The sequence below is a fragment of the Rhizobium sp. YTU87027 genome (genome assembly GCF_050644135.1).
Classification (GTDB): domain Bacteria; phylum Pseudomonadota; class Alphaproteobacteria; order Rhizobiales; family Rhizobiaceae; genus Rhizobium.
In genome coordinates this window covers 377918-392205 of sequence record NZ_CP098441.1, presented here as the reverse complement: position 1 = coordinate 392205, position 14288 = coordinate 377918, and the positions used below count along the sequence as shown (strand labels likewise).

At 60.4% G+C, this 14288-nt stretch carries 11 protein-coding genes and 2 pseudogenes; 6 read left to right on the top strand and 7 right to left on the bottom strand.

What is annotated here, in order from left to right; genetic code table 11:
- Positions 1 to 12: 12 nt before the first annotated feature.
- Positions 13 to 2070 carry a phenylacetic acid degradation bifunctional protein PaaZ gene (gene paaZ / locus NBG89_RS20595; protein ID WP_431323982.1) on the top strand — a complete coding sequence of 686 codons (2058 nt, stop codon included), beginning with the start codon at positions 13 to 15 and terminating at the stop codon, positions 2068 to 2070.
- Positions 2071 to 2075: 5 nt separating this feature from the next.
- On the top strand, positions 2076 to 2690 hold the full coding sequence (locus tag NBG89_RS20590) for a phenylacetic acid degradation protein PaaY (protein ID WP_431323981.1): 615 nt from the start codon (positions 2076 to 2078) through the stop codon (positions 2688 to 2690).
- An 834-nt stretch (positions 2691 to 3524) separates the two neighbouring features.
- Here NBG89_RS20590 and NBG89_RS20585 read toward each other — a convergent pair.
- From NBG89_RS20585 to NBG89_RS20560, 6 genes are all read right to left on the bottom strand, one after another.
- On the bottom strand, positions 3525 to 4532 hold the full coding sequence (locus tag NBG89_RS20585; RefSeq protein ID WP_431323980.1) for a ScyD/ScyE family protein: 1008 nt from the start codon (positions 4530 to 4532) through the stop codon (positions 3525 to 3527).
- Positions 4511 to 5239: a formylglycine-generating enzyme family protein gene (locus NBG89_RS20580; protein ID WP_431324592.1), complete on the bottom strand. Its 729-nt coding sequence runs from the start codon at positions 5237 to 5239 to the stop codon at positions 4511 to 4513. The genes NBG89_RS20585 and NBG89_RS20580 overlap by 22 nt, the downstream gene beginning before the upstream one ends.
- 28 nt (positions 5240 to 5267) lie before the next feature.
- Positions 5268 to 6329 (bottom strand): ABC transporter ATP-binding protein, encoded by a 1062-nt coding sequence (locus tag NBG89_RS20575; protein WP_431323979.1) that lies wholly within the window; start codon positions 6327 to 6329, stop codon positions 5268 to 5270.
- A gap of 3 nt (positions 6330 to 6332) precedes the next feature.
- Positions 6333 to 7190 carry a carbohydrate ABC transporter permease gene (locus tag NBG89_RS20570; protein ID WP_431323978.1) on the bottom strand — a complete coding sequence of 286 codons (858 nt, stop codon included), beginning with the start codon at positions 7188 to 7190 and terminating at the stop codon, positions 6333 to 6335.
- A 10-nt stretch (positions 7191 to 7200) separates the two neighbouring features.
- Positions 7201 to 8103, bottom strand: a complete 903-nt coding sequence (locus NBG89_RS20565; RefSeq protein WP_431323977.1) for a carbohydrate ABC transporter permease — start codon at positions 8101 to 8103, stop codon at positions 7201 to 7203.
- A gap of 128 nt (positions 8104 to 8231) precedes the next feature.
- Entirely contained in the window at positions 8232 to 9497 is a 1266-nt protein-coding gene (locus tag NBG89_RS20560; protein WP_431323976.1) for an ABC transporter substrate-binding protein, read from the bottom strand.
- A 244-nt stretch (positions 9498 to 9741) separates the two neighbouring features.
- Between NBG89_RS20560 and NBG89_RS20555 the strand changes: the two are divergent.
- A pseudogene (locus NBG89_RS20555) lies at positions 9742 to 10238 on the top strand (IS66 family transposase); the annotation flags it as partial.
- Between the two features lie 194 nt (positions 10239 to 10432).
- Complete coding sequence (locus NBG89_RS20550; protein WP_431323975.1) at positions 10433 to 12103, top strand: FAD-dependent oxidoreductase; 1671 nt, start codon at positions 10433 to 10435, stop codon at positions 12101 to 12103.
- Positions 12104 to 12106: 3 nt separating this feature from the next.
- Here NBG89_RS20550 and NBG89_RS20545 read toward each other — a convergent pair.
- Positions 12107 to 12169 (bottom strand): annotated as a pseudogene (locus NBG89_RS20545) (DUF6429 family protein); the annotation flags it as partial.
- Between the two features lie 86 nt (positions 12170 to 12255).
- Between NBG89_RS20545 and NBG89_RS20540 the strand changes: the two are divergent.
- Together NBG89_RS20540 and NBG89_RS20535 are read left to right on the top strand one after the other, a co-directional pair.
- Positions 12256 to 12618: a hypothetical protein gene (locus NBG89_RS20540; protein WP_431323974.1), complete on the top strand. Its 363-nt coding sequence runs from the start codon at positions 12256 to 12258 to the stop codon at positions 12616 to 12618.
- Between the two features lie 245 nt (positions 12619 to 12863).
- Positions 12864 to 14273 carry an NfeD family protein gene (locus tag NBG89_RS20535; protein ID WP_431323973.1) on the top strand — a complete coding sequence of 470 codons (1410 nt, stop codon included), beginning with the start codon at positions 12864 to 12866 and terminating at the stop codon, positions 14271 to 14273.
- Positions 14274 to 14288: the final 15 nt, after the last annotated feature.

Below are 14288 nucleotides of genomic sequence, written 5' to 3'. Positions count from 1 at the left end.
AAGGATAAGACAATGAACGTTCTGGTAGACCCGCCGCGCCGCCTCGAAAGCTATGTCTATGGTCGCTGGGTTCCCGGCACGAAGGATGGCGCTGAACTGCGCGACGCCTCGACAGGCGCACCGGTGGCACTGATCGATTCTACCGGCGTCGATTTTGCCGCGTCTGTGGCCTACGGCCGCGAGAAGGCGGGCCCGGCGCTGCGCCGCATGTCATTTCATGAGCGCGCCGCCATGCTGAAGGCACTTGGGCAGGCGCTGATGGACCGCAAGGAGGAGTTCTACGGCCTCTCGTATGCGACCGGCGCCACCAGGGCGGACAGCTGGATCGATATCGACGGCGGCATCGGCACTCTGCTGTCCTATGCCTCAAAGGGTCGCCGTGAGCTGCCCAATACGCGCGTGCTTGTTGATGGTGACGTCGAGACCCTGTCGCGCGACGGCACCTTCTCAGCCCTGCATATTCTCTCGCCGCTGCAGGGCGTCGCTATCCACATCAACGCCTTCAACTTCCCGGTCTGGGGCATGCTGGAGAAGCTGGCCCCGACACTGCTTGCCGGCATGCCGGCAATCGTCAAGCCGGCAAGCCAGACGGCTTATCTTACCGAGCTCGTCGTGCGTCGCATGATGGAAACCGGTCTTCTGCCTGAAGGCGCGGTGCAATTGGTGTGCGGCTCGGTCGGCGATCTGCTGGACCATGTCGACGGACAGGATGTCGTCACGTTCACCGGCTCGGCCTGGACGGGTCGTAAATTGAAGACGCACCCGGCGATCATTGCGAATTCGGTACGCTTTACCATGGAGGCAGACAGCCTCAATGCCTCGGTCCTTGGCCTCGATGCCGCCCCAGGTACCGAAGAGTTCGACCTCTTCGTCAAAGAAGTCTCCCGCGAAATGACGGCAAAGGCCGGTCAGAAGTGCACGGCGATCCGCCGTGTCGTCGCCCCACGCGCCTATTGCGATGGGTTGATCTCCGCCCTTGGGGAGCGTCTTGGCAAGACCGCGCTTGGCAATGCGGCCGATGAGAACGTCCGGATGGGCCCGCTTGCCAGTCTTGCCCAGCGTGACGAGGTCCGCGCACGCATCCGCGATCTTCTTTCCGATGCCGAGATTGTCGCCGGCGATCTGGACAATCCGCGTGTCGTGTCGGGTGATGCCGATGCCGGCGCCTTCCTCAATCCGGTGCTCCTTTATTGCGACAAGCCGTGGGAAGCTCGGGCAGTGCACGACGTCGAGGCCTTCGGTCCGGTCAGCACGGTCATGCCCTATGACAGCGCCGAGGAGGCCGTCGATCTTGCCGGCCGTGGCAAGGGAAGCTTGGTGTCCTCGGTGTTCACCAACGACCCCGCCTTTGCCGAAAGGGTTGTCCTTGGCATGGCGCCGTTCCACGGTCGCGTGCTGATCGGCAACCGCGTCAGCGCCAAGACGTCGACCGGCCATGGCTCGCCGCTGCCGGGCCTGGTACATGGCGGCCCTGGACGCGCTGGCGGCGGCGAGGAGCTGGGCGGGCTGCGCGGGGTCAAGCACTACATGCAGCGTACCGCCGTACAAGGTTCGCCGACGCTACTGTCGGCAGTCACCGGCCGCTGGGTTTCGGATGCTAACGTGCGCAAGGACGGCGAGCATCCTTTCCGAAAGTCGCTTGCCGAGTTGCGGATCGGCGACCAGCTCGTCACTGGCACGCGCACGGTCACGCTTGAGGATATCGAGCACTTCGCCAATTTCACGGGCGATACTTTCTATGCCCACATGGATGAAGAAGCCGCCCGCGCCAATCCCTTCTTCGATGGGCGCGTCGCCCATGGCTATCTGATCGTCTCCTTCGCTGCCGGCCTCTTCGTCGACCCGGCCCCCGGTCCGGTCCTTGCCAATTACGGCGTCGACAACCTGCGCTTCCTCACGCCCGTCAATCCAGGCGATACCTTGCAGGTGCAACTGACCTGCAAGGAAATCAATCCGCGCATTGGCGCCGAACATGGCGAGGTGCGCTGGGATTGCCGGGTGACCAACCAGAACGATGCGACGGTCGCGCAATACGACGTGCTGACGATGGTCGCCAAGACAAGGGACTGATTAAGATGGCGCAGGTCTATTCCTATGATGGCGTTGTGCCTGTCATCCATCCGACGGCCTTCGTCCATCCGGCCGCGGTGGTGATCGGCGACGTCATCATCGGCCCGGCCTGCTATGTTGGCCCCTGTGCAGTGCTGCGCGGCGATTTCGGACGGATCATCATGGAACGCGGCTCGAACGTTCAGGAGACATGCGTCGTTCACAGCTTTCCAAATGTCGAGGTGGTGATTGGCGAAGACGGCCATATCGGCCACGGAGCGGTTCTGCACGGCTGCCGGATTGGTCGCAATGCCATGGTCGGGATGAATGCGGTCATCATGGACGAAGCAGTGATCGGCGAAAACTCGATTGTTGCCGCCATGACCTTCGTCAAGGCAGGCGCCGACATCCCCGCAAACAGCCTGGCGGTCGGATCGCCAGCCAGGATCGTTCGCGAACTCAGTGAAAAAGAAATCGCCTGGAAGCGCCAGGGAACGGGCGTCTATCAACGCCTCGCACTGGAAGCCAAGGACAAGCTTCAACCCGTCGAACCGCTCAGCGCGCCGGAGGCAGATCGTCGTCGGATCCAGGCTCCCGCGTATGACCCGCTGATACTGGAGCGGGTGAAATTCGGTGATTGAGCCAAGCCAGCAAGCGTAATCTGAAGGATCGCGATAGGCAGCCGTGGTGGACAGGCGCAGGCGGCGTGGAACGCCCCTTTCAGCCAGCATTTATGCGTCGATTGCGCGACGTCTCGTGGGATGGTTTTCAGGCTTGCTGTGTGTAAACGCCCTGAATTGAGAGGTAATTCACCGAATATCGAAGATGTTTCTATTTGATGGAAGCCTTTTTTGGCCCGCACGCAGGGAAACCGACGTCACGATGTCGAAGAAAGGTTCGATTTCGAGAGCAACACCCTCTGGCACGATCGTCATCGCAAGAGCGCCCTCGGCCAAAAAGCCGCCGATGGTGGTGGCAGTCAGGTTTTCAACAACGTCATCAACAGGCGCTCTGGGCGGAAGATGTGGAACCGCTGGTAACGTCGCAGGAAGTACGGCTGGCTACTATGCTGGTGGGTACGGCGTGAGCGCCGGTGAACCTGCAGAGCGGTCGGAAGAGGTGGCTTCCGAGGTGATTTGAGTGGCCTCCGCTAAGCCTGCGTAATCTAGAGTGCCTCTGCGCTTCCGGAAGCGTGGAGACACTTCATTGACGACGAAATGTCAAACTTTTCAACGGCCCTACTTATCGGCGTATTCTCGGGCTTGCTCTTTATCGTTATGGCGGATTAGCAAAGCAGTTTCCTGAGGCCCTTCTCGCCTGTGGCGTAGTCAAAAGACTATTCCAGGGCAGAGCCTCATGGCGACCTGCGGTGATCTTATAGGTTGGAAAGAGCTTACGGCCGTCGTGGATAAGCAATGGCCCTTGGCGTCAGGCAAGCATGTGCATTAGTCGGGGACCAAAACCGGGAGCCCCGGTCAGCGAGGAGATTCGCGCGTCAGAACATAGAGGTTGCCGTCCAAGGCGGCAACGACGATCCGCCGCTCGTCCCAGACAAGCACAGAGACAGGGCGCGTCAGACCCTCGAGAATAACCTTCGGTTCCCGCGTCATTTTATCGAACTTGAGCAATCTTCCGCTCCCCTTCCGAAAACCTTCTTTCTGATCGTAGGTGCCGTGCTCGAGGACAAGCATCTCTCCATCGTTGTCGAAAGCAATACTGACGGGCGCATTGAGCGCTTCGACGTCAATCTGCGGCATTGACTGATCGCCAGCCTCGGGAATTGAAACGATCTTTCCGGCACCGGCAAGAAAGGGAAAGCCGCCGAACAGTGCTATATGGAGGCGCCCGCCGTGAAGGACGATGCCGGTCGGCACCGCATCGGTTTCGTAGCCGTTGCCTTCGGCAAACTCGGTCGGTGAAAGGCTGCGCAGCGCCGTGGCCGCCTGCCCCATGCGGCGGAATGTAAGAAGCGTGCTGGTCCTGCCGTCGGGCTGTACGCGTTCGACACTGTTTCGAGCGGAGTCTATCACGTAGTAGTTTCCGCTCGCCGCAACGAAGTCGAACGGATTCCAGAAATCGCTGCTGATGACACGGACCTTTCCGGCCGCGTCGAGCGCAACGAGCGCGTGGTCAAACGGCCCTTCCTTGGAGTCGACTGGCGTCCACCCCTGAGCGACGACAAAGCCGTCGTCGGCGCGCACCACACGATATGGGCCGGTCGGGTCGCCGATCACGTCGAGGCCATGGGGAAATACCGGACCGAATGCGACAAGCTTGCCGTCCGCGCCACGCCGGTAGAGCCTGCCGTTGGCGAGATCGCTGACGAGCAAGTCTCCCGCGTCGCGAGATAGGCCGGCGAAGGCGGCACCCGGCGTGTTGAAGGTCTCAAATGTGTAGCCAGGCGGCGCCGTCGGTTCAGCACCGGCGCCGACGGCTAGGAGCAGAAAACGGGTGATGACAATCAAGGTGTAGAACGAACGCATCTGAAGCCACCATTGGCTGAGAACCGGAATTCCGGATCATAGGCGAGCCGATAGGTCGTCGTCAGGTGGTTTTTGTCGCTGTTCCAGGAGCCGCCACGAAGTACACGGTACGGCCCGGCGCTCCTCGCCGTGGTCCCGCCTTCGTACGGCGCGTAGACATCACGGGTCCACTCCCAGACATTGCCGACAAGATTGAGGACGCCCTCTTTGCTCGCGCCATCGGCAAAGGACCCCGCCGGTGCGGTCATCGGATACCCATCGCGCGCGTCGCCGGAACAACAGACATCTGCTCCCGAATTTGCCCGCGTATTGCCCGGCGGGACCTCGCCCCACGGAAACGCGCTGCCCTGAGTTCCTCGCGCCGCCCTCTCGTACTGCTGTTCCGTTGGTAGAACCAACCCGTAGTGGCGACAGAAGGCATCCGCGTCTCCCCAGCTCACCCCGACCACCGGCCGGTCGTCCAGCCCGAGCAGCGGGTGATTGGCGTAGAAGGCCGGGCGGTGACCGCTCTCCTCGACAAAGCGAGCATATTGCCGGTTCGTGATCTCGGTCCGATTGATCGCGAAGGCCTGCCCCTCCAACGCGCGCCGAGGGCGTTCATTTTCGGGGCCGTCGTCGCGGCCGAAGATGAACGTCCCGGCGGGAATGTCGATCAGCGGATTGCCGACGACGGGACCGAGGTCGGCCGCAACGGCGCGCGATGTCATGGCGATCACCGTCACCGCTGCCCGGATGTCAGACGTCCACACGGTCTCGAGACTCTCCGTCGAACAGAAACACGCGATCGGCCGCAAGCTTGACGCCGATCTGCTGGTCGATCTGACCGGCGAAATTCTTGTCGGCGCGCAGGGTCATGAGTTGATTGCCCAACCGCAAGCTGACCAGCGTGCTCTCCCCCGTGAGTTCCACCGAATAGATCGGGGCAACCAGATTGACGTCGGCATCGCCGGCACCCGCGACATGGACGTCCTCCGGGCGGACGCCGAGCACGGCACGAGAGACGTTGGCCCGGCCGATGCCGCCTACCCTGAGGCCGGCACTCACGAATATGCCGTCCTTCACTTCCCCGGGGATCAGGTTCATTGGCGGCGAGCCAATGAAGCCGGCAACGAAGAGCGTGCGTGGATCGTTGTAGATCTCCCGCGGCGTACCAAGCTGCTCGATCACGCCGTTGTTCATCACTGCCACGCGGTGCGCAAGCGTCATCGCCTCGATCTGGTCGTGAGTGACATAGATCGTCGTCACCTGAAGCTCATGCTGGAGGTGCTTCAGTTGCGCGCGCATTTGGGTGCGAAGCTTGGCGTCGAGGTTGGACAGCGGCTCGTCCATGAGAAAGACCCGCGGGGTGCGGACGATGGCGCGCGCGAGTGCGACGCGCTGACGCTGCCCGCCCGATAGCTCCTTCGGAAGACGGGACAACAGCGTGTCCAGTTCGACCCTACGCGCGACCTCCATTATTCGCCGCTTGCATTCGGCGGGCGGCACTTTGCGGATCTTCAGCGGGTAACCGATATTATCGGCGACGCTGAGGTGCGGATACAAGGCATAGGACTGGAACACCATCGCCACGTCGCGGTACTTGGGCAGCACACCATTGATCCGATCGGCGTCGATGTAGATATCGCCCGACGTGGCCTCCTCGAGACCCGCGACCATGCGCATCGTCGTCGTCTTGCCACAACCGGAAGGTCCGAGCAGAACGAGAAACTCCTTGTCGCGAACCTCGAGGTTGAGGTTCATGACGGCCGTGAACTTGCCGAACTTCTTGACGACGTCCTTGAATGTCACAGAAGCCATGCGTCACCCCTTAACCGCGCCGAAGGAAAGGCCGCGCACGAGATGGCGCTGCACGATCAGCGCGAAGATGATGATCGGGACGCTGGCAAGAAAGCCGGCCGCGCTGATCTCGCCCCAATGGGTCGTGTACTGGGTGACCCGGCCGGAGATGCCGACCGGCAGTGTCATCGACCGCTCCGTCTGGGTAAGGATCAGCGCCAGCAGGAACTCGTTCCAGGCAAGGATCAGGCTGAAGATCGCCGTTGCGGCGAGACCGGGCCGGGCCAAGGGCAATGCCACGTGCAAGAATGCGCCCCACCGCGTATCACCGTCGACCATTGCCGCCTCCTCGAGTTCGGGGGGAAGATCCTGGAAGTAGCTCTTCATCATCCAGGTCACGAAGGGAAGGTTAAAGGCGGTGTAAGCAACGACGACGGCAAGCTTCGTGTTCAGCAGGCCGAAGAAGTTGAAGAATATGAACAGCGGAATGATCGTCACGATCGGCGGCATCATGCGCGTTGACAGGATCCAAAACGAGATCTGGTACCGCCACCGGCCGGGATAGTCGAAGCGGGCCAAGGCGTAGCCGGCCATGGTCCCGAAAACTAGCGACACGATCGTCGTCGTGACCGCGATGATCAGGCTGTTCAAGGCATAGATCAGGAACGGCTGGCCGATGAACGCCGCGTCGTAGTGCTTGAGGGTCGGCGAGAATTCGAACCACACGGGGGGCACCGCGAAGATGTCGATGTCGAGCTTGAATGAATTCACGGCGAGCCAATAGACCGGGAAGATGGTGATGAACAGGGCGAAGGCCATCACCAGATAGGCCAGCAGGCGGGGGATCACTTCGGTGGCTCGATGCCGGACGCCAGTTGTCATCCAAACCTCCTCAATCCGCCAGCCGCATTCGCTTGATGAACCAGGTGCTGAAGCCGATCGTCACGAACAGGATCACCAGCGAGATGGCGGCGGCATAGCCGATATCAACGAATGTGAACGCGACCTTGAAGACATACAGGCTGAGCGTCTCGGTCGCCCCCGCCGGGCCGCCTACCGTCAGGATAAACACCAGGTCGAACAATCTGAGCGCATCCATGATCCTGAGGATCAGGGCAATGGCGATCACCGGCTTGAGGAAGGGGACCGTCAGGTCCCAGAACTGGCGCCAGGCGGAGGCGCCATCGACCTGGGCCGCCTCGTAGGGCTCGCTCGGCAGGCTCGCCAGCCCGGCCAGCATCAGAAGGAAGATGAACGGCGTCCACTCCCAAACGTCCGCGGCGATGATTGTTCCCATGGCGAGGTTGACATCGCCGGCCCAAGCCTGCGACGGCAATCCGAGGCGAAACATCAACTCGTTGAGGACCCCGAATTGGGGTTGATAGATGAGCTTCCACGTCAGCGCGACGGCGATCGGCGGGATCATCATCGGCACCAACAGGATCGTCTTGAGGAAATTCAGCCGGCGAATGTACTTGTCGAAAAGCAAGGCAAGGCCGAGGCCGAGCAGGAACTCAAGCGTCACCGCAATGCTGGTGAACACCACCGTGTTCTTGACGGCGACATGGAGTTCCGGGTCGGCGAGTATCCGCGCGAAATTGCCGAGACCGATGAACTCGCGAGGCACATCCGGATCTGGGCTGACCTTCTGGACGGCCGCGGTAAACATGTAGACGGTCGGAAACAGCGTCAGCCCTGCAAGGATCAGCAGTGTCGGCGCCAGCATGAGGACGCGTAAGTGCCGCTCGCGCCAGCGCTCGAAAGCCGAACCGATGCCCCCAACCGTGCCGGTCATCGTTGGATCATCCATCCGCTCTTGCATCTCGGGACACCCGTCGCGTCGGAAAATAGCCCGACGCCTCGCCGATCAGAGTGCGAAGCGGGGGCGCCCCCCGCTTCGCTGACGATGGGAAAACCGGCGCGCTATTTGCTGATACCGGTAATCTTCTCGATGGCCACCTGCGCATTGGCAAGCGCCTTGTCCGCGTCTTCACTGCCTGCAACTGCCTTGGAAAGCTCGATGCCGAGTGCGTTCTCGATCTCTGGCCACTTGGGATGGCGCGGCCGGGGTGTCGAAAAGTCAATCGCCTGCATCAGCGTCGGGTAGTGTCGGAATTGCGGCTGCGAGGTGAGTTCGGGGTCGGTGAAAACCGAGAAGCGGACCGGCGGATTGCCGCGCGTGGCGGAAATCTTGATCTGTTCCGGTGACGTCGCCCAGATCATGAAGTCGAAGGCCTCCTGCTTGTTCTTGGACGCCGACATGATGCCCATGGTCCAATGGCCTATCTCCGATGACCCGGCGTGCGTACCTGCCGGCATCGGCGCGTAGGAGATCTTGCCGACCACCTGGCTCTGGCTCGGGTCCTCAAACGTCGCGACCCAATTCGGCCAGTTGATCGACGAGGCGGCGATGCCCGACGTCATCGAGCGACCGACGTCCTCGGGGGCAAAACTCTCAACCCCCTTCGGCGAGATGCCCTTCAGCTGCATGAACATCGCCATCGCGTCCTTGGCCTCCTTGGTGTCAAGCGTCACCTTGGTGCGGTCGGCGTTGAAGAGGTTGCCGCCATAAGACCACAGAAGCGGCATGAAATCGGCGACCACGTTGTTACCCTGTCCACCACGGAACACGTAGCCATAGAAGCGGCCTTTGCCTGCGTCGGTGATCACCTTGGCCGCCTTGTAGACATCGTCCCACGTCGCGGGTGCGCCGGATACTCCAGCCTGCGCGAACCTGGCACCATCATAGAAGAACATCTGGGCATTGCCGACATAGGGGATACAGACGAACGGACCGGTGTTATACGGGTTGCGGCAAACCGCCAGCGACTTTGCAAGGAAGTCGTTGTCGGGACCCGGGACCCCAAGCTTGGCGAAATAGGGGCTCAGATCCTCGAGATGACCATTTTCGGCAAAGAATGGGATCCACGGGTCGTCCATCAGTACGATGTCGAAAGCGCCCGATTTTGTCTGGCCGGCATTCGCCGCCTTCTCGAAGACATTGGCATAGGGCGCCTGGACGATTTCGACCTTCGAACCCTTCAATTTCGAGTAGTCCCCGGCAGCGGCGGTAAGGCCGTTGCCTTCGCTGCCCGACGGCACCAGGACCGTGATGTCGGCCCACGCGACGCCATTGATCGCCAGCGCGGACGTCGCAATAGCCAAGGTGAGAAACAATCTGCGGAGCATTGCACACCTCCCATTCCGAGATGTTGTCCCGAGGCCTCTTTATCGGTGGGATCTTTCCGGCATGGCGGAAACGCTGGTTCGACATCCAGACGAACCACTCCGCGAAAAGTCGAAACGTCGCCCGGCATCTCGTCCTCGGGCGAGTTGAAAATTATATCACATTGTGAGCTATATTTAGAGTATCTATATTAGCATTTTCTGTATTTTTGTCCGGTGGTCATCGCAGTTCCTCGAGGCGCGGTTTTCCGATGCCCGGCGCAAGGCGAAAGGCAAACCGCTGCCGTCATCTCGCCTATCGCCATCGAGATGGTCCTCCGGATCGATGCGCTGTTCGAGATCGAACGTCAGATCAATGGCCAGACGGCCGAAGATCGCAAAGCGGCGCGTCAGCAGCATAGCGTGCCGCCGATCGCCGATATGGAAGTGTGGATGCGCGAGCAACGTGCCAAGCTGTCTCGCGACAATGACCTGGCCAAGTCCTTCGACGACATGCTGAACCGCTGGGCATCGTTTACCCGTTTCCCACCGATGGCCGGACCTGCCTGTCGAACAACGCGGCAGAGCGTTCGCTGGGGTGGTCAACGGGCCGCCGCCATGTACAGTTTGATGGTTCACGGCAAAAATGAACCATGTCGACCCGCAGGCCCGGCTTGGATCGCCGATCATCCGGCCAACACCGACGAGTTGTTGCCGTGGGCTTGGAAGGCCGAAAAAGCGGCAGCTATTGCGGCGGCCGCGTAAACCGGAAATTCTGCGGCCCATGCCGCGACCCTAAAACTTTCGGATGATGCATCCATCGGTTGGGTACTCCCAATATTCCGATGTACAGATGTAAATTACAGCGTTCCCGAAGCAAGATGTGCAGATCGCGCCTATCAGGGGATGTGCTTGGAAATAAACAATAAACAATCGGATTGAGGGGGGGCAGGTAGATCATGCTCATCGAGGCTGGACTATTGCCGAATGATTCCACCTTGGATGCGGAAATCTGCATCATTGGGGGCGGCGTCGCGGGTATCACACTTGCGCTCGAGTTCGACCGCCAGGGCATCGCTACATGCGTATTGGAGGGTGGTGGCCTAAAGCCAAGCACTAAATCGCAAGGCCTCTACGAGGGCGAGAATGTGGGTCTTCCCTATGATCTGCAGGCAACACGCACCCGGCGGCTGGGTGGCAGCTCGAATTGCTGGGGAGGCTGGATACGTCCCTTTATTAGCATCGACTTCGAGGAGCGCGACTGGATACCGAACAGCGGCTGGCCGTTCCGCCTTGACGAGGTTGAACCCTACTACCGGCGCGCCGACGATCTCGTCCAGGTCAACCATCATGGATTCGAACCGGCGTTTTGGCATAGCCAGCTGAACAAGCGGATAGGGTTGCTTGAGCTTGACCGCAAGGCCCTCGAAACAGTCGTCAGCAAGTTCAGCCCACCGACGCGGTTCGGCCGAGACTATTACGCGCAGCTGGTATCGGCAAAGAACACAAAGGTCATTCTCAATGCCAACGCGGTCCAGCTCGCGACATGCAGCAACGCCACTACCGTGCGCGGCGTCCATGTGATGTCGGCATCGCGCTCCGCCTTCTTCGTGCGGGCGAAACACACGATTCTTGCTGCGGGCGGCATCGAAAATGCGCGGCTTCTTTTGTTGTCAAACAGTGTCGATGTACGGGGGCTCGGCAACCAGCACGACCTCGTCGGTCGCTATTTCATGGAGCATCCGCGCATTCGCCATGGTCGCATGACGCCAGCGCGGAGCGCTGATCCGTTCCGCTTCTACGACGCTCGGTTCACCTATCACAATCCTCGCCTGTCGGTGGATGGCACTAGCGCAAGCGCGCATCTTGCTCTATCCGAACAGATCCAGCGGCGTGAACGGCTGCTGCAATGCCGGACCTATTTCCGAGCATGCCGATCCGGCGAGGACAGCGCACTCACCGAACAGTTCCACGAACTCTATAATGCTGTCCGCTGGCGCCACTTTCGGGACATCAAGCTACAGACCTATGCCGCTGTCGTCCGACACAGCCCGAACCTGATGACGTCGCTGCTCTATCGACGCCTGAAACTGGCGGCTAAATCGGACTATTTCCAGATCGAGACTGTTGTCGAGCCGGCGCCGGACCGTGAGAGCCGCGTTACCCTTTCGTCACAACGGGATCGCCTCGGCCTCCATCGCGCCCATCTCGACTGGCGCATTGGCGACCACGAAAAGCGCACGCACCTGCGCATGCTCGAACTCGTACGCGATGAGTTCGCTCGATCGGGCCTTGGCCATGTCGATCTCGAAGATGCCGACAAAGGGCATCCGCTCTCGGTCATCGGCTGCGCCCACCACATGGGCACGACCCGCATGCATGTCGATCCGCGGCAAGGCGTCGTCGACCAGAACTGCAAGGTGCATGGCATGCACAATTTGCACGTTGCCGGTAGTTCGATCTTTCCGACGTGCGGCAATGACATGCCCACGTTGACCATCGTTGCGCTAGCACTGCGTCTCGCCGACCATATCAAGGCGCAATATGGCCTCGGCAGTCCTGCCCCGGCCAATCGACAGCAACTTCAAATGGCGCCCAATGTTCCGTGGGCAGAGGCCGAACCGAGCTAGACGATAAAGCGTCAGCCACAACAGCGCCAGCACCGCATCGTCGATCTTGTCCTCGTCGATCTCCATTCCGCCATGCTACCATGCGCTAACCCGTAAGTACTGCGGCCCAACTCGGATGGATACGAATCGATGTCGCAAACGTAGGTTTGCGGATGACATTGGGAATTCCACTGCGCGATGACTTCGACGGTTTTGCCCTGCGGGCATTGTCCAAAAAAACGAAGGATGCGGCGCGCGCTCGGCGGCTTCTTGCCCTTGCCGAAATCGATGATGGCCATTCACGCAGCGACGCGGCCAGGATCGGACGGGTGACCCTGCAGATTGTCCGCGATTGGGCTATTCGTTTCAATACACGCGGTCCTTCCCGAGGCTTCTTATCGGGCTTCACCCTTTTCGGCATAGCGGAAACGCTACCTCGACGCCCAGGCGAACCACTCTGCGAAAAGTCAACGTCGCCCGGCATCTCGTCGAGCGAGTTGCAAATTTTACCACATCGGGACCTATGTTTAGATTAACTGTATTAGCAGTTTCTGTATTTTTACTCTCGTAACCATCGCAGTTCTAGGGGCAGGCTTGCGACGTGCGAAGCGTTCTGATGAAAGGGCAGTGGCACAATCAGCGTGCGCTCAAGAGCCCATATCAGACTGAGGCGTCGCATACAGCTGCCCCCTGGAGCGAAGGCTTGAGCTCTGCATTCGTATTGCACGTACGCTGCGTACGCTTCCTTTCTCTTTGTGATTTCTGCCATATATTAGAGATTATGAGCGTTCCGCAGGTGGTAGCGCTGAGCTTAAGGTGTTGGCGGTGGCTGCCGCCAATCCTGATCGCGTTGTTGTTGCTGTTCTCAACTCCGGGCATCTTCACGCCAGCGGCGTCGGAATCCAGCCGCGTTGCGGTCGTGCTAAAGGTGAACGGTGCCATCGGACCCGCAACATCAGACTATGTGATACGGGGCCTTCGGCGTGCTGGCGAAGATGGCGCGGGCTTGATTATCCTTCAGATGGACACGCCCGGTGGCCTTGACACTTCCATGCGGGACATCATTCGCGCCATCCTTGCCTCGCCCGTGCCTGTCGCCGGCTTCGTCGCACCGAGCGGTGCACGTGCTGCCAGCGCCGGCACCTATATTCTCTACGCATGCCACATTGCGGCGATGGCGCCAGGCACCAACTTGGGAGCAGCGACACCGATTGCGATCGGCGTCAACCCTTTTGGCGGCGATACCAAACCCGAAAAGGAACCGGGCAAGCAAAATGACAAGCAAGCCGAGGCCCCAGGCAGCGCCAGCGACAAGAAAATCATTAACGACGCGGTGGCGTATATTCGCGGGCTCGCGGAACTGCGCAACCGCAATGCCGACTGGGCAGAGCAGGCCGTGCGGGAGGGCGCGAGCCTTTCATCGACTGCTGCCGTGCGCGAACACGCCATTGATTTCACGGCAGTTGATGTCAACGATCTCATTGCGCAGACTCAGGCGCGCATAGTACGGGTCGGTCAGACAGACATCCGAATAGATACCACCGGCTTAGCAGTGCAGGAATTCGAACCGGACTGGCGCACCCGCCTGCTTTCGGTAATCACCGATCCGAACATTGCAATCATCCTGATGATGGTCGGCATCTATGGTCTGATCTTCGAATTTCTTGCGCCTGGGACGATGCTTCCAGGCACGATCGGCGGTATCTGCCTGCTTCTTGGTCTCTATGCGTTGGCATTGCTTCCAGTGAGCTTTGCCGGCGTCGGGCTTATTTTCCTCGGCGTAGGACTGACGGTGGCCGAAATACATTCGCCGAGCTTCGGCGCCCTGGGCATCGGCGGCGGGATCGCCGTGATCCTGGGCGCAACCATTCTGTTTGATACGGATATGCCAGGCTTGCAGGTTTCGCGCCCCGTACTGGGTGCAATCGCGTTTGCATGCCTCACCTTCAGCCTTCTCGTTGCTCGCCTCGCCTTTACCTCGCGGTGGCGCGGCGTCGCAACGGGTGCAGAGCAGATGATCGGGATTTCGGGCGAGGTCGAGAGTTGGGCTGGAGCCACGGGTTACATCATCGCACATGGCGAGCGCTGGAAGGCGATTTCCACCGATTCGCTTACCGCTGGGGACGCTGTCAGCGTGATCGCCCGCAACGGGCTGACGCTTGAGGTCGAGAAGCGGCTCAACGAGACTTAGCGGCCCTTTGAAGCA